Below are 18,350 nucleotides of genomic sequence, written 5' to 3'. Positions count from 1 at the left end.
CGCGCCCGCGTCAGCGCTTCGCGAGGTACATCCGGGTCGGCTGGGTCCGGCCCCGCAGCACGTCGACGGGGCCCTCGCGCCACCGCGCGCCCTCGGCCGGGTCGGCGGTCTCGACCGCCGGGGCCGAGGCCCACGGCACCGTCGGGTCCGCCTTGGCGTAGGTCGACAGGCGCGCGGCCTCGTTGACCGGATCGCCGATCACGGTGTACTCGAACCGATCCGCGGCACCGACGTACCCGGCCACGACGACACCGTGGGTCACGCCGCAGCCGGCGCGCACCTCGGGCACCTCGCGGGCGAGGCGCCGCATCATCGCGCGGGCGGCGGACAGGGCCGCGCCGGCCGGATCGGTGAGCGGGGCGGGCGCGCCGAAGATCGCCAGGACGGCGTCGCCCTCGAACTTGTTGACCAGCCCACCGCGGCTGTTGACCTCGGCGACGACGACGCCGCAGAACCGGTTGAGGATCTGCACCACCTCGGCGGCGGGGCGCTGCGCGGCCAGCGCCGTGGAGCCGACCAGATCGATGAAGATCACCGCGACGGTCTGCTCGACGCCGCCGAGCTCGGGTTCGCTCTCGATGGTGGCGCGGGCGACCTGCTCGCCGACCTGCCGGGCGTAGAGGTCGCGCACCCGCTCACGCTCACGCAGCCCGGCGGCCATCGCGTTGAACCCGGATTGCAGATCCCCCAACGAGGTCCCGTCGTAGACCACGACCTCGGTGTCGTAGCGGCCCTCGGAGACCCGGCGCATGCCGGTGGTCACGCTCTTGACCGGCGCCGACACGCGCGAGGACGAGAGCAGGTTGAAGGTCATGCCCGCGAAGAAGCCGCCGGCGGCCAAGGCGCACATGCTCACGGCGATGCCGCGCACGGTGGCGGCGGGCTCGAACAGCGCGAACAGCGCGACGGTGATGACGCCGAGGAAGGGCAGGCCGGAGCCGAGCAGCCACAGCCGCAGCGAGCGGCCCTGCAGGCTCTGGTGCCGGGGCTCGGGGCGGGTGACCTGGAGCGCGATCGCCGTGACGGGACGCAGGCTGAACTCCGTCAGCACCCGCACCACACCCGAGGTCATCAGCCCGGCGCCGAGCACCACCAGCGAGACCTTCGGCACCAGGTCGGCGTCGACCCGGCCGTAGAGCCAGCCGAACAGGATCGCTGCGCACAGCCAGGCGAGCATCTCGAACCAGTACAGGCGGCGCGGCAGCGCCAGCGCGTCGGCGGCCTCCTGCGGCGTGGGCGGATCCTCCCCTCCCGTCCAGCGCAGCGAGCGGAACACCAGCCAGAAGGTGTAGAGATGCCCGACGACCAGGCCCGCCGCGATGTACGACGGCACCGCCACGGTGTTGATCGTCTGCAGTTCGGGGCGCTGCACGGAGGGCTCGGGGATGCCGACCACGATGAGCATGGCCGCGAAGCCGCCGCCGATCAGCGTGGCCACCGAGGAGCTCACCGCGATCAGCGCGACGGTGCGCGTGCGGCGCTCCCGCGCGCCCTCGGTCCGCGTGCCCAGCAGCGGCGAGCCGTAGTCGGCCCCGTCGCCCTCGGATCCCGCGGCGAGCCCGAGGGGCATCAGAGTGCCGCAGCCTCGCGGGCGATCGCGAGCTCCTCATTGGTCGGGATCACGAGCACCGCCACGGGCGCCTCGTCGGGCGAGATCCAGGTGGGCTCGGTGACGCGGCCGGCGTTGCGCTCCGGATCGACGACGATGCCGAATCCCTCGAGCCCGGCGAGGGCGTCGGCGCGGACCTGGGCCGCGTTCTCGCCGACGCCCGCGGTGAAGGTGATCGCATCCACCCGCCCGAGGTCGACGAGGTAGGCGCCGATGTAGCGGCGCAGGCGGTGGATGTAGACGTCGTAGGCGAGCCGCGCGTGCTCGTCGCCGTTCTCGATGAGCGTGCGCAGCGCCCGGAAGTCGTTCTCACCGGAGATGCCCCGCAGGCCCGAGCGGCGGTTGAGCAGGTCGTCGATCTCGTCGATCGTCATGCCGATGGTCCGGGCGAGGTGCAGCACGAGACCGGGATCGATGTCGCCGCTGCGCGTGCCCATGACGAGCCCCTCGAGCGGCGTCAGGCCCATCGACGTGTCCACCGCGCGGCCACCGCGCACCGCGGAGGCCGAGGCGCCGTTGCCCAGGTGCAGCACGATCTGATTCACCTCGGCGTCCGGCCGCCCGAGGAACGCCGCAGCCCGCTGCGAGACGTACTCGTGCGAGGTGCCGTGGAAACCGTAGCGGCGCAGCGCGTGCTCGGTGGCCAGCTCGCGGTCGATCGCGTAGGTCGCGGCGGCCGGCGGCAGGTCGTAGAAGAAGGCGGTGTCGAAGACGGCCACCTGCTTCACGCCGGGCAGCAGCTCGCGCGCCACCTCGATGCCCTGCGCGTTCGCCGGATTGTGCAGCGGCGCGAGCGAACTGAGCCGACGGATCTCGGCGAGAACGTGATCGTCGATCAGCGTGGGCGAATGGAAGGAGCGACCGCCGTGCACCACCCGGTGCCCGACGGCGGCGATCCCGGCGGGGGTGCCCGCACCGTCGGTGAGGTCGAGGCCGCGCCCGGCGAACTCCTCGAAGACCCGGCGCAGCGCCGCCTTGTGGTCGGGCACCTCGCTCTCGCCGATGCGCTCGACGATGCCGCCGTGCACCACCTCACCCGTCTCCGGGTGCAGCAGTTGGTACTTCAGCGACGACGAGCCGGAGTTGAGGACCAGGACCGTCCCCGAGACCGCGGTCATGACCGCCCCTCTCCCGCGGCGCGCTCCGCCGCGAACGCCTGCGCCTGGATCGCCGTGATGGCCACGGTGTTGACGATGTCCTCGACCAGCGCGCCGCGCGAGAGATCGTTGATCGGGGCGTTGAGGCCCTGCAGCACCGGGCCGATCGCGATCGCGCCGGCCGAGCGCTGCACGGCCTTGTAGGTGTTGTTGCCCGTGTTCAGGTCCGGGAAGACGAGGACGGTCGCCTTGCCCGCCACCGCGGAGTCGGGCATCTTCGAGGCGGCGACGCCGGGGTCGACGGCGGCGTCGTACTGGATCGGGCCCTCCACCAACAGCTCCGGGGCACGCTCGCGCACGAACCCGGTCGCGGCGCGCACCTTGTCGACGTCGGCACCCGTGCCGGATTCGCCCGTCGAGTACGACAGCATCGCCACCCGCGGGTCGATCCCGAATTGGGACGCGGTCTGCGCCGAGGAGATCGCGATGTCGGCGAGCTGGGTGTCCGTCGGGTCCGGGACCACGGCGCAGTCGCCGTACGCGAGCACCTTGTCCGCGAGGAGCATGAGGAAGATCGACGACACCGTCGAGACACCGGGCTTGGTCTTGATGATCTCGAACGACGGCCGGATGGTGTGCGCGGTGGTGTGCGCGGCACCGGAGACCATCCCGTCGGCCATGCCCAGGTGCACCATCATCGTGCCGAAGTAGCTGACGTCCACCACCGTCTCGGCGGCGCGCTCGAGCGTCATGCCCTTGTGCTTGCGCAGCTCGTAGTAGGTCTGTGCGAACCTGTCGATGAGGTCCGTCGCGCGCTTGGGATCGATGACGTCGGTGTCGCCGAGGTCGACGCCCAGTTCGGCGGCGCGGGCGCGCACGCGCGATTCCTGGCCGAGGATGGTCAGGTCGGCCACCTCGCGCTGCAGCAGCCGGCCGGCGGCGCGCAGGATGCGGTCGTCGCCGCCCTCGGGCAGCACGATGCGCTTGCGGTCCGCCCGGGCCCGGGCGAGCAGGCTGTACTCGAACATCTGCGGGGTGACCACGCCCGGGTTCGACACCTGCAGCGCCTCGAGCAGGTCGTCCGAGACGACATGCTTCTCGGTCAGCGCGATCGCGATGTCCACCTTGCGCTCGGACCCCGGCCCGACACGGCCGCGGGTCTTGGCCGCCAGCCGGGCGGTCTCGTAGGTGCCGTGCTCGACGGAGATGATCGGCACGTTCGGCTTGAGCCCGTCGACCAGCGCGGCGGTCATGGGGTGCGGCGCGTAGCCGCCGTTGAGGATGATCCCGGCCAGCGACGGGAAGCCGGCGGCGCGGTGCGCGGTGACCATCGCGAGCAGCACCTCGGAGCGGTCGCCGGGCGCGACCACGGCGACGCCCTCGGTGAGGCGCTCGAGGCTGTGCTCGGCGGTCATGCCCGCCACCAGCACGTCGAGGGCCTCGCGGGAGAGCAGTTCGGGATCGCCCCAGAGCAGCTTGCCGTCCATGGCCTCCATCAGCTCGCCGACGGTGGGCGCGGTGAGCACCGGCTCCTCGGGCAGCACCCACACCGGCAGGCCCGTGTCGGCCTTGAGCGCCGCGCACACCGCGTCGAGCTGCTTGGGGTCGCAGCGGTTGGCGATGATCGAGGCGGTGTGGGCGTGGTTGGCCCGGATCTCGGCCATCGACTGCTCGGCGACGGCGACGACCTGCTCCGGCGTCCGGTCGAGCGCCTTGACCGCGAGCAGGATCGACGAGCCGAGGTTGGCGGCGATCCGCGCATTGAAGGACAGCTCCGTCGGCGTGGTCACGTCCGTGTAGTCGGAGCCGAGCACCAGCACGAAGTCGCACTTGTCCGCCACGGCGTGGAACCGGCTGACGATCGCGGCGATCGCGGCGTCCGGATCCTCGTGCACCTGCTCGTAGCTGACGCCGACGCAGTCCTCGTAGTCGAGATCGGCGGTGGCCTGCTCGATGAGCAGCTCGAGGATGTAGTCGCGCTGCTCGCCGGTGGAGCGCGGAACGGGGCGGAACACCCCGATCGTCCATCCCGTGGAGGTGAGCAGGTTCATCGCTCCGAGCGCGATGGTGGACTTACCCGTATCGCCCTCGGGGGAGGCGATGTAGATGCTGGTCGTTTTCGGGGATCGCTCAGCGGTCTCGGCCATGGGCTCAACTATTGCAGTCGCGGATCAGCCCAGCGAACGCAGGCGGGGTGCCAGGTCGCGCTGGAAGTTGTCCAGGAATCGGCGCTGATCGTGGCCGGGGGCGTGGAAGACGAGATGGTTCAGGCCCGCGTCGACGTACTGCTTGACCGCGGCGACGGCCTCGTCCGGGTCGGAGGCGACGATCCACCGCTTGGCGACCTGCTCGATGGGCAGCTCATCGGCGAGCCGCTCCATCTCCGCGGAGCTGTTGACGCTGTGCTTCTGCTCTGCGGTCAGCGAGAGCGGCGCCCAGAAGCGGGTGTTCTCCAGTGCCAGGGCCGGGTCCGGGTCGTAGCTGATCTTGATCTCGATCATCTTGTCGAGCGCGTCGTAGTCGCGGCCGCCGATCTCGGCCCCGTCCTTGGCGGCGGGGATCAGCTTCTCGGTGTAGAGCTCCATGCCCTTGCCGGACGTGCAGATCATCCCGTCGCCCATACGGCCCGCGTACTTGGCGACGACGGGGCCGCCGGCCGCGATGTAGACCGGCACCGGCTTGTCCGGGATGTCGAACAGGACGGCGTCCTTGGTGTGGTAGTAGTCGCCCTCGAAGTTGGTGATCTCGCCGGACCACAGCTCGCGCATCAGCCGCACGGACTCGCGCAGGCGCGCGAAGCGCTCCTTGAACTCGGGCCACTCGCCCTGGAAACCGGTGGCGTACTCGTTGAGCGCCTCCCCCGTGCCGGCGCCGAGGAAGATGCGGTCCGGGTACATGCACGCCATGCTCGCGAAGGCCTGCGCGATCACGGCGGGGTTGTAGCGGAACGTGGGCGTCATCACCGAGGTGCCGATCTTCACGCGCTCGGTGCGCTCGCCGACGGCGGCCATCCAGGCCAGGGAGAACGGCGCGTGGCCGCCGTTGACGCGCCAGGGCTGGAAGTGATCGCTCACCGCGACCGAATCCATGCCCGCCGCCTCCGCGGCGACCGCGATCTCCACCAGCTCACGCGGCCCGAACTGCTCCGCCGATGCCTTGTACCCCAGCTGCAACTTCGCCATGACCTCACACTACTGGGCCACGGCGCGCTCGGCCTACGGTGCGGGAGCGGCCGCCGGATCATCGGCGCGGGAGGCGCCGTACTCGGTCTCGAAGACGCGGCCGTCCTTGGCCATGACCAGGCCGTAGGTGCTCACGATGACGGCGTCGGTGCGCGGATCCTCCTTGTCGACGCCGCCGTAGACCTGAGAGGCCTGGGTGTCGTCGAAGGTCTCGCCGCGCTCGGCGCCGCGGACCAGCACGTAGGAGCGCGCAGCGATCGCCTGCGCCTGCAGCGCGGCGATGCCTCCCTGGTCGGCCCAGCCGGGCGAGTTCTCCACGGGCACCACACTGCGCACGTAGTCCTCGATGCCCACGATGTTGAGCACACCGTCGTCGCGGGCGGCGAGCTTGCCGCGGTACTTGGCATTGTCGCCGCAGAACTGCAGGACCTGGTCGGGCGCGATGCCCTGGTCGGCCGTGAGCGGGCTGACGGTGCGATCCGGAGCGTCGACGGTGCCGAGCACGGGCCCGCCGCAGCCCTGGCGGATCGTCGCGGTGGTCCCGTCGATGCTGACGGCCTGCCCGGGCATGACCTGCTTGCCGCCGACGAGGGCGCCGGCCGGCGCGAGCACGTCGACGCGATTGCGCTCACTGAGCCGGACGGTGACGGGCAGCCCGGTGTGCACGGTACCGAGCGTCGTGCCCGGGTAGTAGTAGGCGAGGATCCGCTGCGCGTCCCACCCCTGCTTGGCGTAGGTGAGCGCACCGAGCTGACTCATGCCGCGCCCGTGACCGCCGGCGGAGCCCGGCGCGACATCACCCGGCGCGTCGACGAGGGTGGTCTCGGGCGGTGCGCCGGAGCCCGCCAGCACCCCGCCGATGGCGAGCGCGGGCACCGCCGCGACGAGCGCGGCGCGGACGGCACGGCTGCGCCGCGACCGCCGCGGGCCACCGTCGATCCACACGGGCATCCTCGGTTCTCCTTCGATCATCGGCCACGAGCCCGTGGGGCTGACGTGACTGTTGTTACTAATGAGACTCAAGTAAAGATCAAGGGTTGTCAAGCGCAGTCGCAACACACGGCGTCGCGAACCCCGCCGCGACCGGCCGCATCCGCAGCGATTCGAGGAATCGGCCGATATCGCGTCGGGGCCGGATATATCCGCCGCCAGGCGAGAATCGGCGGATTCCCCGAGGAGAACTCGCGTGCGCTCCACACCCCGGCAGGGCCGAGGATTCGCCGCCGGCGAACGACTGGACATGAACATAACTTTAGGTTCTAAGCTTGTATGCATGAGCATGGAATCAGTCGCCTGGAGCACCCTGTACCAGGGCAATCGGTCGCTGGACGCGCCGACGAGGAGCCCGCGCGAGACGCTGCGCCGGATGGGGCCGTTCGCCCGGCCACACCGCTGGCGACTGACCTGGTTCCTGCTGCTCTCGGTCCTGTCCGCTCTGCTCGCGGTCGCCACGCCCCTGCTCGCCGGCAAGGTGGTCGACCGGATCGTCGGCGGCGGACCGACGAGCACCGTCGTCGAGCTGGCGCTGCTCATCGCCGCGATCGCACTCGCCGGCGCCGGCGTCGATCTGCTCTCGCGCTGGTTCTCCTCGCGCATCGGCGAGGGCCTGATCTACCAGCTGCGCACCGCGGTCTTCGATCACGTGCAGACGATGCCGGTGGCCTTCTTCACCCGCACCCGCACCGGCGCGCTGGTCAGCCGCCTCAACAACGACGTGCTCGGCGCGCAGCGCGCGTTCTCCGACACCCTCGCCGGTGTCGTGACCAACGTCGTGACCCTCGCGCTGACGCTCGGCGTCATGCTCAGCATCTCCTGGCAGATCACCCTGCTCGCGCTGGTGCTGCTCCCGGTGTTCATCATCCCGTCGCGCAGCATGGGCCGGAAGATCGCCGCGATGTCGCGGCGCGCGGCCCGGCACAACGCGTCGATGAGCGACCAGATGACCGAGCGCTTCTCCGCGCCCGGCGCCACCCTGGTCAAGCTCTACGGCCGCCCCGAGATCGAATCGCACGAGTTCGCCTGGCGCGCGGGCGCGGTCCGCGACATCGGCGTGCGCACCGCGATGGCCCGCATGACCTTCGTGACCATGCTGACGCTGGTCAGCTCGCTCGCACTGGCGCTGGTCTACGGCCTGGGCGGCTTCTACGCGATCCGCGGCGACCTGCAGGCCGGCGCCGTCGTCGCCCTCGCCCTGCTGCTCACGCGCCTGTACGTGCCGCTCACCGCGCTCGCCAACGCGCGCGTCGAGGTGATGACGGCGCTGGTCTCCTTCGAGCGCGTCTTCGAGGTGCTGGACCTGGAGCCGATGGTGCGCGACGCCCCGGACGCCCGCGCGATCGCCAAGGGTCCCACCGAGTTGCGCTTCGACGGCGTCGATTTCGCCTACCCGTCGGCGGAGAAGGTCTCGCTCGCCTCGCTCGAGGAGGTCGCGCACCTGGACACCCGCGGCGGCGAGACCGTGCTGCACGGCATCGATTTCACCGCGGCGCCGGGCTCGATGGTGGCGCTGGTCGGAAGTTCCGGCGCCGGCAAGTCGACGATCGCGCAGCTCGCCACCCGCCTCTACGACCCCGACGCGGGTGCGATCACCCTCAACGGCGTCGACCTGCGTGAGATCACCGCCCGGAGCCTGCATTCCGCCGTCGGCCTGGTCACGCAGGACGGGCACCTGTTCCACGACACCATCCGCGCGAACCTGCTGCTCGCGAATCCGGAGGCGACCGATGCCGAGATCGGCGACGCGCTGCGACGGGCCCGCCTCGAGGAACTGGTGGCCCACCTGCCCGACGGGCTGGACACCGTCGTCGGCGAGCGCGGCTACCGGCTCTCGGGCGGCGAGCGCCAACGCCTGACCATCGCGCGGCTGCTCCTCGCGCAGCCCTCGGTGGTGATCCTCGACGAGGCCACGGCCCACCTGGATTCGACGTCGGAGGCCGCGGTGCAGGCCGCGCTCGGTGAGGCCCTGGCCGATCGCACCTCACTGGTGATCGCCCATCGCCTCTCGACGATCCGCGCGGCGGACCAGATCCTCGTGCTCGAGGCCGGGCGCATCGTCGAGCGCGGCACGCACGACACGCTGCTCGCGCGCGGCGGCCGCTACGCCGAGCTCTACCGCACCCAGTTCGCCGACCAGGCGGCGTGAGGACCGTCGGATCCGCGTGAGGACAGTCGGATCCGCAAGCCGGGCCCGGCGGACCGCCCCGCGCGCCTACCGTGAAGCCATGCTGAAGGTGATCGCGCAGGACTACATCCGGCCCGATGCGGTGGAGATCGTCCGGCCCCTCATGGAGGAGCTCGTCCGTCTCACGCGCACGGAGCCGCTCTGCATCAGTTACGAGCTCTTCCAGGATCGGGAGGATCCCGGCCACTTCGTCTACATCGAGTCCTGGCCGGACCGCGCCGCACTGGACGCGCACTGCGCCTCCGAGCACTTCCGCCGGCTCGTCCCGCAGATCGACGCGCACCGCCGGCAGGACGGAACGGCGACGCTGATGGACCCGGTCGCCTGACGACCGACCCCGGTCAGCCCTGGGCGATACAGAACTCGTTGCCCTCCGGGTCCTGCAGCACCGTCCACCGCACGCCCCACTCGTCGTGCTCGCGCAGCTGCGTCGCGCCCAGCGCGACGAGGCGCGCGACCTCGGCCTCACGGTCGTCCGCGTGCAGGTCCAGGTGCAGCCGGTTCTTGACCGTCTTGCCCTCGGGGACGGCGAGGAACATCATCCGCGGCAGCGCGGGTTCCGCGAACCCGACGGTGCGCATGAAGGCGTTGCCGTCGTTCTCGTCGACGGGCACGCCGAGCGCCTCCGACCAGAACGCCGCCTGCCTCGCGACATCGGCGCAGTCCAGGTTGATCATGTGCAGATGCAAGGCCATGTGGTCTCCTTCGTCCGGCCGAACGGCGCCCGATTCGCCTGACTCGAACGTTACGGTCGGGGTGTGACAACCGAGCACCGGACGACCGAACCGCTTCCCGATGACCTGCCCCACCTGCGCCGCTGCGTCGACCTCGCCCGTGCCGCCCTCGACGCGGGCGACGCGCCCTTCGGGTCGCTGCTCGTCTCCGGCGGCGCGGTGGTCTTCGAGGACCGCAACCGGATCGCGGGCGGCGACGGGACGCGGCACCCCGAGTTCGAGATCGCGCGGTGGGCGGCGGAACACCTCACGCCCGCCGAGCGCGCCACCGCGGTGACGTACACCTCGGGTGAGCACTGCGCGATGTGCAGCGCCGCGCACGCGTGGGTCGGCCTCGGCCGGATCGTCTACGCGGGCAGCACCGAGCAACTCGTCGCCTGGCACGCGGAATGGGGCCTGCCGCCCGCGCCCGTCGCGCCGTTGCCGATCGGCGTCGTCGCCCCGACGGTGCCGGTGTCCGGCCCGGAACCCTCCCTCACCGCGGAGCTGCGCGCGCTGCACGCCCGCGCCGCGGGGGTCGCACCGTGAGGCGGCTCGCCGTCGCCGGCGCAGCGCTCCTCCTGGCCGGGTGCGCGGCCCAGAACCCCTCCGCCGCACCGGTGCCGAGCAGCGCACCGTCGAGCGTGAGCGTTCCGGCACCGTCGTCGACGGTGCGCCCCGCCCCGCCCCCGGAGGCGACCCGGGCGCTGGTCCGCGCCGTCACCGACGGCGACCTCGCCGGGGCCCGCGCCGCCATCGCCGACGGTGCCGACCTCGAGGTCCGCATCGCCCGGGCCCGCACGGCACTGGTCGCGGCGACGAAGGCCGGGCACACCGAGATCGCGCTGGCGCTGCTGGACGCGGGCGCGGACCCGAACGCCAAGGACGACATGGAGGACTCCGCCTACCTGTACGCGGGTGCCGAGGGCATGACCGAGATCCTGGCGTCGACGCTGCGGCACGGCGCCGACGTGCGCAGCCTCAACCGCTACCGCGGGACGGCACTGATCCCCGCGTGCGAGCACGGGCACGTGGAGAACGTGAAACTGCTGATCGGCGCGGGCGTGGACGTGGACCACGTCAACGCCTCGGGGTGGACCTGCCTGCTGGAGGCGGTGATCCTGGGCAACGGCGACGCCGATCACGTGGAGACGGTGCGGCTCGTGCTCGACGCGGGCGCCCGCGCGGATCTCGCGGACCGGCAGGGCGTGACCGCCCGCGAGCACGCCGTCGCCCGGGGGCAGAACGCCGTCGTCGCGGAGATCGACCGCCGCCGCTGAGCGGGATCAGGCGCCGCGCTGCACCGCCCCTGGTCAGCCGCGCGGCCTCCGCGCCAGCACCACCACGAGTCCCAGCCCGAGGACGAGCGCGAGCGCGACGAGCGCCGGCCCGGACCAGTACGACTGCTTCGCAACGTTCCACCACGACAGGGGCGGCCCGGGAAGGCGGTGCTCCTCGGCGCCAGGCCCCGGTGGGACTCCGGTGACGTCGGGGGCGTCGGCGCGGCTGAGCACCGCGTTGCTGCAGATCGGATGCACCCACCGCGGGCCGCCGGGCTTGACGACCAGTCGGACCTCCTGACCGTCGAGGTAGTCGTCACCGCACGACGAATAGCGCCCGGACTCCGCGCGGATCACCGTCACTCGTTCGGGCGGTGCGCCGTGCATCGAGGTCACGCGGACCTGGAGGTCGACCGCGCGATCACCGATCAGCTGCTTCTCGACCACGCCGTTGACGACCGTGAGCTCCTTCGGAACCTCCACGGACGCGCAGGAGCACGCGGACGCGACCCCGCTCGAGCCCGGCACGACGACGCCGACCCCGAGCACTGCGAACAGTGTGGTGATCGCCGCTGCGCACCTGAGGAGCGTCCATCGCCTGGCCACACATCGAGTTTACGATGCGCAATGCGTGGGGTTCGCCCCTTTCGCAGGTCTCAGGCCGCCTCGCTGTGCGCCGTCTCCGCCTCGGTGAGCCGGTCGGAGAGGAACGCGACGGCCGTCTTGTACGCCGCCCACGACTCGGGGGTGAGCCCGGCGGCGACGACGAAGGCGTGCACCTGGCCGTCGTAGACGTGCACCTCGTTCTCGACGCCGGCGCGGTCGAGCGCGGCGTGCAGCTCCATCGCGTCCAGCTCCAGGGCCTCGCGCCGCGCGGCGAAGACGATGCTCGGCGGGAAGTAACGGGCGGTCGCATCGGTGGTCATGTCCTCCGGCCCGCGCAGCTCCTCGGGCCCACGGCCCAGCACGCGCCGCAGCCGGCGGATCTTGCCGAGCGGCAGCATGGCGTCGTGCCGCGAGGAGCGCGGCAGCCCGGCGCTGATGTCGAGGAACGGCGAGAAGCCGGCGAAGGCCGTCGGTCCCTGGATCTCCGCCTCGGCGGCGTACTGGATCACCTTGGCGCACACGTACCCGCCCGCGGAGTCGCCCGCCACGAGGATCCGGTCGAACTCGCCGGAGTCGAGCAGTTCGCGGTAGGCGGCGAAACCGTCGGCCACCGACGTGCCGACGCCACCGTCGGGGTACTGCCGGTACTCGACGTTGTAGACCGGCACCCGCAGGCCGCGCGCCAGGAGCGCGGCGATCCGGCGATGGGTGTCGAGGTTGCAGCCGATGAATGCGCCACCGTGGTAATAGACGAGCGCCGCGCGCGGGTGCGGGTCGGCGTCACCGTCGGGGATGATCCGCTCGGTCGGCACGCCGCCGAGCGTGATCTTCTCGATCCGCACGCCGCGCACCGACTGCGGGACCCGGCTCAGGTACGGCTCCGCCGCGCGCAGGACCGGCAGGGTCCGGTCACTCATCGGGAACAGGCGGAACACCGTCTTCATGAACATCCGGGTCAACCACAGCACGACCAGGGCACGCACACTGCGGCCTCGATGGGCGATGACGGCCATGTCGAACACTCCTTGTTACTGGCCAGTAATCTATCCTTCAAGCTTAGCCCTGCCGGTCGGTTCGGCGGCGTTCCTGTGACCTGACACAATCAACGCGAAGTCTTGTGTTCTCTGTCGTGCCCGTCTGCATATCCGGAGGAAGTCGGCCACCGTGGTCCCGAACGAGATCCCCCCGCAGTACCTGCTGTCCGCATCGGCCCCCGCGCCCCGGACCCTGATCGACATCCTCAAGGCGACAGTCGACGCCTTCCCCGAGGTCCCCGCCATCGACGACGGTGACGTGGTGCTCACCTACTCCGAGCTGTGGGAGGAAGTGCTCGAGGGCGCCGACTTCCTCGGCCGGAGCGGCGTGCGGGCCGGCGACCGCGTCGGCATCCGCATGCCGTCCGGGCACCGCTCGCTGTACGTCGCGATCCTCTCGACGCTGGCCGCCGGCGCCGCGTACGTCCCCGTCGACGCCGACGATCCGCAGGAGCGCGCCGATCTCGTCTTCGGCGAGGCCGCGGCGGCCGCGATCTTCACCGGCGACGGACTGTGGCGCGCGCCCGAGACCAAGGAGCGCGCGGCCGCGATCGAGGCCGGCACCGCCGAGCCCGGCAACCGCCTCCCCACGCCCGAGGACGATTCCTGGATCATCTTCACCTCGGGATCGACCGGCACCCCGAAGGGCGTGGCCGTCACCAATCTCAACTCGGCGGCGTTCGTCGACGCCGAGGCCCGACTGTTCCTGCAGGCCGAGCCCCTCAAGCCGGGCGACCGGGTGCTGGCCGGGCTGTCCGTCGCCTTCGACGCCTCCTGCGAGGAGATGTGGCTCGCGTGGCGCCACGGCGCCTGCCTGGTGCCCGCGCCGCGCTCGCTGGTGCGGTCCGGCATGGACCTCGGGCCCTGGCTCGTGTCCCGCGACATCTCCGTCGTGTCGACGGTGCCGACCCTGGCCGCCATGTGGCCGGCCGAGGCCCTGGAGGCCGTGCGCCTGCTCATCTTCGGCGGCGAGGCGTGCCCGCCCGAGCTGGCGCAGCGGCTCGCCGTCGACGGCCGCGAGGTGTGGAACACCTACGGCCCCACCGAGGCCACCGTGGTCGCGTGCGCCGCGCCCCTCGACGGCACGGGCCCGGTCCGCATCGGCCTGCCGCTGCAGGGCTGGGACCTCGCGGTCGTGGACCCCGCCACGTCGCTCCCGGTGGCAGAGGGTGAGTCCGGCGAGCTGGTGATCGGCGGCGTGGGCCTGGCCCGCTACCTCGATCCCGCCAAGGACGCCGAGAAGTACGCGCCGATGGAGACGCTGGGCTGGGAGCGGGCCTACCGCTCGGGCGACCTGGTGCGCCTCGAGCCCGAGGGCCTGCTGTTCGAGGGCCGCGCCGATGACCAGGTCAAGGTCGGCGGACGCCGGATCGAGCTCGGCGAGGTCGACAACGCGCTGCAGAACCTGCCCGGCGTGTCCGGCGCGGCGGCCGCCGTGCGGAAGAACTCCGCGGGCACCTCCATGCTCGTCGGCTACCTGGCCTCGACCGATCCCGACTTCGACCTGGGGGCGGCGCGCGCGCTGCTCGCGAAGGAGCTACCGGCGGCGCTGGTACCCCGCCTCGCCCTGGTCGACGAGCTGCCCACCCGCACCTCCGGCAAGGTCGATCGCAACGCGCTGCCGTGGCCGCTGCCCGGTTCCGACGACACCGACACCGGTGACCTCGAGGGCACCGCGGCATGGGTCGCCGAACGCTGGGCCGGGATCCTGGGCGCCGCGATCACCAGCGAAGACGCCGATTTCTTCGCCGAGGGCGGCGGCTCGCTCAGCGCGGCCCAGCTGGTCACGGCGCTGCGCGAGCAGTACCCGTCGGTCACCGTCGCCGATCTCTACGACCACCCGCGCCTCGGCTCGCTCGCCGCGTACCTGGACTCGCTCTCCCCGGCGGAGGTCGTCGAGCCGCGGATCGTGCGGCCCACCCCGCGCTCGACGGGGATCGCCCAGATCGTGCTGTCCGTACCGCTCACCACGCTGACCGGCCTGCAGTGGCTGACCTGGATGGCCATCGCCAACAACGTCTTCGCGTGGGCCACGGGCTCGGACCTGCTGCCGACGCTGAGCTGGTGGATCGTCCTCGCGCTGTTCCTGGTGTTCATCACGCCGATCGGCCGGATGGCGCTGTCGGTGATCGCGTGCCGCCTGCTGCTGGGCGGGCTGCAGCCCGGCGTCTACCGGCGCGGCGGTCCCGAGCACCTGCGACTGTGGATCGCCGAGCGCTTCACCGCCGCATCGGGCGCCGAGAACCTCTCCGGCGCACCGTGGATGATCTACTACGCCCGCGCACTCGGCGCGAAGATCGGCCGCGGCGTGGATCTGCACGCGCTGCCGCCGGTGACCGGCATGCTCGAGTTGGGCGACCGCTCCTCGGTCGAACCCGAGGTCGACCTCGCCGGCCACTACCTCGACGGCGACGAACTGCACATCGGCGCGATCAGTATCGGCGAGGAGGCGTCCGTCGGGGCGCGCTCCACGCTGCTGCCGGGCGCGAAGATCGGTCGTCGCGCCGAGATCGCCCCGGGCTCCGCGGTCTTCGGCAAGGTCAAGGCCAAGCAGCACTGGGCCGGCTCCCCCGCCGAGAAGATCGGCAAGGCCGAGCACCCGTGGCCCTCGGAGCGCCCGCCGCGCAAGCCCTACTGGGTGTGGATCTACGGCATCACCTCGGTGCTGCTCGCAGGTCTGCCGATGGTGGCGATCGGCGCCGGACTGGCGCTGATCGGTTGGGTCGTGCGCGATTCCACGAACCTGGAGCAGGCCGCGTGGCGCGCCCTCCCGGCGCTGCCCGTCGCGGTGATCGTCTCGCTCGTGGTCTACGCGCTGCTCACGCTCATCGCGGTACGGCTGCTCTCGATCGGCCTGCGACCCGGCTACCACGCCGTCCGCAGCAGTGTCGGCTGGCAGGTCTGGGCCACGGAGCGCCTGATGGACTCCGCACGCACCTTCCTGTTCCCCCTGTACGCCTCGCTGCTCACGCCCATCTGGTTCCGCATGCTCGGCACCAAGGTCGGCAAGGACGCCGAGATCTCCACCGCCATGGTGATCCCCAAGTTCACCACCATCGGCGACGGCTCCTTCCTCGCCGACGACACGATGGTCGGCAGCTACGAGCTCGGCGGCGGCTGGATGCGCATCGACGAGGCCAAGATCGGCAAGCGCGCCTTCCTCGGCAACTCGGGGATGACGGGACCGGGCCGTCGCGTCCCGAAGGACGGCCTCGTCGCCGTGCTCAGCGCCACCCCGTCGAAGGCCAAGAGCGGCAGTTCCTGGCTCGGCTCGCCCCCGGTCCGCCTGCGCCGCACCGCCGGGAACACGGATTCGACGTTCACCTACCACCCGTCGCTCGCGCTGCGCCTGGCCCGCGGCACCGTCGAGACGGCGCGCCTGCTCGCTGTCTTCGTGAGCTTCGGCCTGGGCCTGGGAACGCTGATCGCGCTGAACTACTTCGTGATCAACGTCGGCTGGTGGTTCGCCGCACTCCTGTCCGGCGTGACGCTGCTCGTCGCGGGCGCGATCGCCTGCTGCGTCGCCGCCGCCGCGAAGTGGCTGGTGGTCGGGCGGATCGGGCGCGAGGAGCACCCGCTGTGGTCGAGTTTCGTCTGGCGCAACGAGCTCTCGGACGCGTTCGTCGAGTGCGTCGCCGCGCCGTGGTTCGCACACGCCGCCACCGGTACGCCGATCCTCAACCTGTGGCTGCGGATGCTCGGCGCGAAGATCGGGCGCGGCGTCTGGTGCGAGACCTACTGGCTCCCCGAAGCCGACCTGGTCACGCTCGGCGATGCCGCGACCGTCTCCCGCGGCTGCGTGGTGCAGACGCACCTGTTCCACGACCGGATCATGGCGATGGACACCGTCGTGCTGGGCAAGGGCGCCACGCTCGGCCCGCACTGCGTGGCCCTGCCCGCCTCCTCGCTGGGCGACGGCGCCACCGTCGGCCCCGCCTCCCTCGTGGTGCGCGGCGACTCCGTCCCCGCCAACACCAAGTGGCAGGGCAACCCCATCTCTCCGTGGGCCGTCGGCGAGGGCAAGCGCAAGCGCGACTAGCCCGACGGTGCCGGCGCACCCCGTCGCGCCGCTCCCCGCAGAGATCTCCGCTCGCCCCGCAAATTTGCGGGGCGAGCGGCGCTTTCGACCGTCGTCGACGGCGGTCGCCCGCGTTGAGCGCCTTCGACTGACCACTTGAACCAGTTGATTGACACAAGCGGCCCCCCTACGCCTAGTCTTGTGCCAGTCCACTGACACAAGGAGTTCACAATGCCGCTGGCGCCGCTCTTGGGCATCGTCGCTGTCGCGATGATCGTCGCACTGTTCTACGTCGTCGCGCGCACACTGACGCCGGACGATTCGGCACCGCAGTCGGCGAGCTACCGCGCGTACCGGCGAACGATGCGCAAGCACCTCAAAGTCGCGTTCATCGTCCCGATCGCGGCCGCCATCGTCCTGACGGTCTACGGAATCGTCGCCCAAACACTCGATCCGACCAATCCGACCGCCACACCGGCGCCCATCAGGCTCGCCCTCGGTCTCCTCTGGTCCCCCGGCTTCTATCTGCTTCCGCTCATCGCGATGCTCCTCACCGAGATGACGACTCGCCCCTCCGGCCCACGCGTCGCGACGCTCGCACCGCGGGGCGTCCGGGAGTTGTTCCCCCGGTGGCTGCTTGTGGCCTTCGGTTCGGTTTTCGCGGTCGCCGCGCTCACCCCGCTGATCCTCACCACCCCGCTGGGCACCGCCCAGACGCTGGAGAGTCGGAGCAATCCGCCCACCGTCGAGTACTCCGTGAATGCCGCGGGCATCTGGATCGACTACGCCGCCTTCGTCATCACAGGTGTCCTCGCCGTCTGGGTGATCCTTGCCGCGACCCGACGCCCCGACATCGATCCGCTCACCGGCAGCGACAGCTGGGGGCGCAGCGGCACCGCCGTCCGCGCGCTGTGCCTGCTCTACATCCCCGCCGTCTTCGTCATCATGGACGGGGACGGACTCGAGATCCCGAGGAATGCTGCACTCGACTATCTCGATCACGTGCGCGTCGGCGGCGAGCCGATCGACGGCTGGCCCACGTGGTTGGCCTCAACCGCTCCCTCCTACATCGCCGACGCGATCAGCGTGCTGCTGATGCTCGGCATCGTCGTCGCGCTGGTCGTCTTCGCCCGTCCTCCGGTGCCGACCGCGCTCTCCGCTGCTGCAAGCTCCGCTCAGCGCGAATCCGACGACGAGGCCACCGCCCTATGACGGCGCCTCGCATCGGCGTCGACGACTCGGATCCCACTCCGGCGTTCGAGCAGATCCGTCGACAGATCACGGGCCACATCGCATCGGGCGCGCTGCCCGTCGGCTCGAAGCTGCCTCCGCTGCGCCAACTCGCCCGCGACCTCGGGATCGCCGTCGGCACAGCCGCTCACGCGTATCGGGAGCTCGAAGCCACGGGCCTGATCGAGAGTAGACGCGGAGGCGGAACGCGAGTGGTCGGCCTGCCACACGAGGAGCCCTCCTACGACGCCGAGGCGCTCCGCGTCGCCGCCGCGCGGTACGCCGACGCGGCCCGGCACCTCGACGCCCCGCCGCAGGCCGCACTCGACGCTGTCGTCGCGGCGCTGCGTGCCCGGGCCTGAGCTGCCGCGGCACTAGGCTGATCCCAGACTCCCCCGAC

15 protein-coding genes are annotated in these 18,350 nt (G+C 71.5%); 7 read left to right on the top strand and 8 right to left on the bottom strand.

All coding sequences use genetic code 11. The features are described from left to right. Nucleotides 1-10 precede the first annotated feature (10 nt). Genes BLQ62_RS04055 through BLQ62_RS04035 form a run of 5 tightly spaced genes read right to left on the bottom strand, consistent with a single transcriptional unit; the run spans nt 11 to nt 6,839 of the window. The gene (locus BLQ62_RS04055) at nt 11-1,570 is read right to left on the bottom strand and encodes an adenylate/guanylate cyclase domain-containing protein (protein WP_068536447.1); all 1,560 of its coding nucleotides are present in this window, start codon (nt 1,568-1,570) and stop codon (nt 11-13) included. Then, nucleotides 1,570-2,727 carry an acetate kinase gene (locus BLQ62_RS04050; protein WP_068567131.1) on the bottom strand — a complete coding sequence of 386 codons (1,158 nt, stop codon included), beginning with the start codon at nt 2,725-2,727 and terminating at the stop codon, nt 1,570-1,572. Before BLQ62_RS04050 ends, BLQ62_RS04055 begins: the two co-directional genes overlap by 1 nt. Next, nucleotides 2,724-4,853 carry a phosphate acetyltransferase gene (gene pta, locus BLQ62_RS04045; protein ID WP_068567134.1) on the bottom strand — a complete coding sequence of 710 codons (2,130 nt, stop codon included), beginning with the start codon at nt 4,851-4,853 and terminating at the stop codon, nt 2,724-2,726. Before pta ends, BLQ62_RS04050 begins: the two co-directional genes overlap by 4 nt. A 24-nt stretch (nt 4,854-4,877) precedes the next feature. Continuing rightward, nucleotides 4,878-5,888 (bottom strand): glucose-6-phosphate dehydrogenase (coenzyme-F420), encoded by a 1,011-nt coding sequence (gene fgd / locus BLQ62_RS04040; RefSeq protein ID WP_068536455.1) that lies wholly within the window; start codon nt 5,886-5,888, stop codon nt 4,878-4,880. A gap of 33 nt (nt 5,889-5,921) precedes the next feature. Beyond that, nucleotides 5,922-6,839, bottom strand: a complete 918-nt coding sequence (locus BLQ62_RS04035) for a SpoIID/LytB domain-containing protein (protein ID WP_068567137.1) — start codon at nt 6,837-6,839, stop codon at nt 5,922-5,924. A 322-nt stretch (nt 6,840-7,161) separates the two neighbouring features. Between BLQ62_RS04035 and BLQ62_RS04030 the strand changes: the two genes are divergently transcribed. Beyond that, entirely contained in the window at nt 7,162-9,030 is a 1,869-nt protein-coding gene (locus BLQ62_RS04030) for an ABC transporter ATP-binding protein (protein WP_068536458.1), read from the top strand. Between the two features lie 79 nt (nt 9,031-9,109). Continuing rightward, entirely contained in the window at nt 9,110-9,397 is a 288-nt protein-coding gene (locus BLQ62_RS04025; RefSeq protein WP_068536459.1) for a putative quinol monooxygenase, read from the top strand. Between the two features lie 13 nt (nt 9,398-9,410). On the opposite strand, the gene BLQ62_RS04020 is transcribed toward BLQ62_RS04025, so the two are convergent. Beyond that, on the bottom strand, nt 9,411-9,764 hold the full coding sequence (locus BLQ62_RS04020) for a VOC family protein (RefSeq protein ID WP_068536460.1): 354 nt from the start codon (nt 9,762-9,764) through the stop codon (nt 9,411-9,413). A gap of 63 nt (nt 9,765-9,827) precedes the next feature. Here BLQ62_RS04020 and BLQ62_RS23990 point away from each other — a divergent pair, with 63 nt between their 5' ends. Together BLQ62_RS23990 and BLQ62_RS04010 are read left to right on the top strand one after the other, a co-directional pair. Then, nucleotides 9,828-10,331, top strand: a complete 504-nt coding sequence (locus tag BLQ62_RS23990) for a nucleoside deaminase (RefSeq protein ID WP_068567139.1) — start codon at nt 9,828-9,830, stop codon at nt 10,329-10,331. Then, entirely contained in the window at nt 10,328-11,062 is a 735-nt protein-coding gene (locus BLQ62_RS04010; RefSeq protein ID WP_068567141.1) for an ankyrin repeat domain-containing protein, read from the top strand. Before BLQ62_RS23990 ends, BLQ62_RS04010 begins: the two co-directional genes overlap by 4 nt. Before the next feature lie 33 nt (nt 11,063-11,095). On the opposite strand, the gene BLQ62_RS04005 is transcribed toward BLQ62_RS04010, so the two are convergent. Both BLQ62_RS04005 and BLQ62_RS04000 read right to left on the bottom strand, forming a co-directional pair. After that, a complete protein-coding gene (locus BLQ62_RS04005; protein ID WP_139184151.1) occupies nt 11,096-11,668 on the bottom strand; it encodes a hypothetical protein in 573 nt (190 codons plus the stop codon). A gap of 50 nt (nt 11,669-11,718) precedes the next feature. Then, the gene (locus BLQ62_RS04000; protein ID WP_139184150.1) at nt 11,719-12,681 is read right to left on the bottom strand and encodes an alpha/beta hydrolase; all 963 of its coding nucleotides are present in this window, start codon (nt 12,679-12,681) and stop codon (nt 11,719-11,721) included. A gap of 151 nt (nt 12,682-12,832) precedes the next feature. On the opposite strand from BLQ62_RS04000, the gene BLQ62_RS03995 reads away from it, so the two are divergent. From BLQ62_RS03995 to BLQ62_RS03985, 3 genes are all read left to right on the top strand, one after another. Beyond that, entirely contained in the window at nt 12,833-16,741 is a 3,909-nt protein-coding gene (locus BLQ62_RS03995; protein ID WP_170842892.1) for a Pls/PosA family non-ribosomal peptide synthetase, read from the top strand. Between the two features lie 210 nt (nt 16,742-16,951). Next, nucleotides 16,952-17,932 (top strand): hypothetical protein, encoded by a 981-nt coding sequence (locus BLQ62_RS03990; RefSeq protein ID WP_068567148.1) that lies wholly within the window; start codon nt 16,952-16,954, stop codon nt 17,930-17,932. Further along, complete coding sequence (locus BLQ62_RS03985; protein WP_068567150.1) at nt 17,929-18,312, top strand: GntR family transcriptional regulator; 384 nt, start codon at nt 17,929-17,931, stop codon at nt 18,310-18,312. The genes BLQ62_RS03990 and BLQ62_RS03985 overlap by 4 nt, the downstream gene beginning before the upstream one ends. Nucleotides 18,313-18,350: the final 38 nt, after the last annotated feature.

The organism is Tsukamurella pulmonis (genome assembly GCF_900103175.1).
In the GTDB taxonomy this organism is placed as follows: Bacteria; Actinomycetota; Actinomycetes; order Mycobacteriales; family Mycobacteriaceae; genus Tsukamurella; species Tsukamurella pulmonis.
Note: the sequence above shows the minus strand (reverse complement) of the source record. Positions and strands in the feature narration are given on the sequence as shown.

What these genes read in the sequence shown, in the direction of transcription:
- BLQ62_RS04055 (WP_068536447.1), bottom strand. Translation starts at nt 1,570, where the DNA reads ATGCCCCTCGGGCTCGCCGCGGGATCCGAGGGCGACGGGGCCGACTAC.
- BLQ62_RS04050 (WP_068567131.1), bottom strand. Translation starts at nt 2,727, where the DNA reads ATGACCGCGGTCTCGGGGACGGTCCTGGTCCTCAACTCCGGCTCGTCG.
- pta (WP_068567134.1), bottom strand. Translation starts at nt 4,853, where the DNA reads ATGGCCGAGACCGCTGAGCGATCCCCGAAAACGACCAGCATCTACATC.
- fgd (WP_068536455.1), bottom strand. Translation starts at nt 5,888, where the DNA reads ATGGCGAAGTTGCAGCTGGGGTACAAGGCATCGGCGGAGCAGTTCGGG.
- BLQ62_RS04035 (WP_068567137.1), bottom strand. Translation starts at nt 6,839, where the DNA reads ATGCCCGTGTGGATCGACGGTGGCCCGCGGCGGTCGCGGCGCAGCCGT.
- BLQ62_RS04030 (WP_068536458.1), top strand. Translation starts at nt 7,162, where the DNA reads ATGAGCATGGAATCAGTCGCCTGGAGCACCCTGTACCAGGGCAATCGG.
- BLQ62_RS04025 (WP_068536459.1), top strand. Translation starts at nt 9,110, where the DNA reads ATGCTGAAGGTGATCGCGCAGGACTACATCCGGCCCGATGCGGTGGAG.
- BLQ62_RS04020 (WP_068536460.1), bottom strand. Translation starts at nt 9,764, where the DNA reads ATGGCCTTGCATCTGCACATGATCAACCTGGACTGCGCCGATGTCGCG.
- BLQ62_RS04000 (WP_139184150.1), bottom strand. Translation starts at nt 12,681, where the DNA reads ATGGCCGTCATCGCCCATCGAGGCCGCAGTGTGCGTGCCCTGGTCGTG.
- BLQ62_RS03990 (WP_068567148.1), top strand. Translation starts at nt 16,952, where the DNA reads ATGCCGCTGGCGCCGCTCTTGGGCATCGTCGCTGTCGCGATGATCGTC.
- BLQ62_RS03985 (WP_068567150.1), top strand. Translation starts at nt 17,929, where the DNA reads ATGACGGCGCCTCGCATCGGCGTCGACGACTCGGATCCCACTCCGGCG.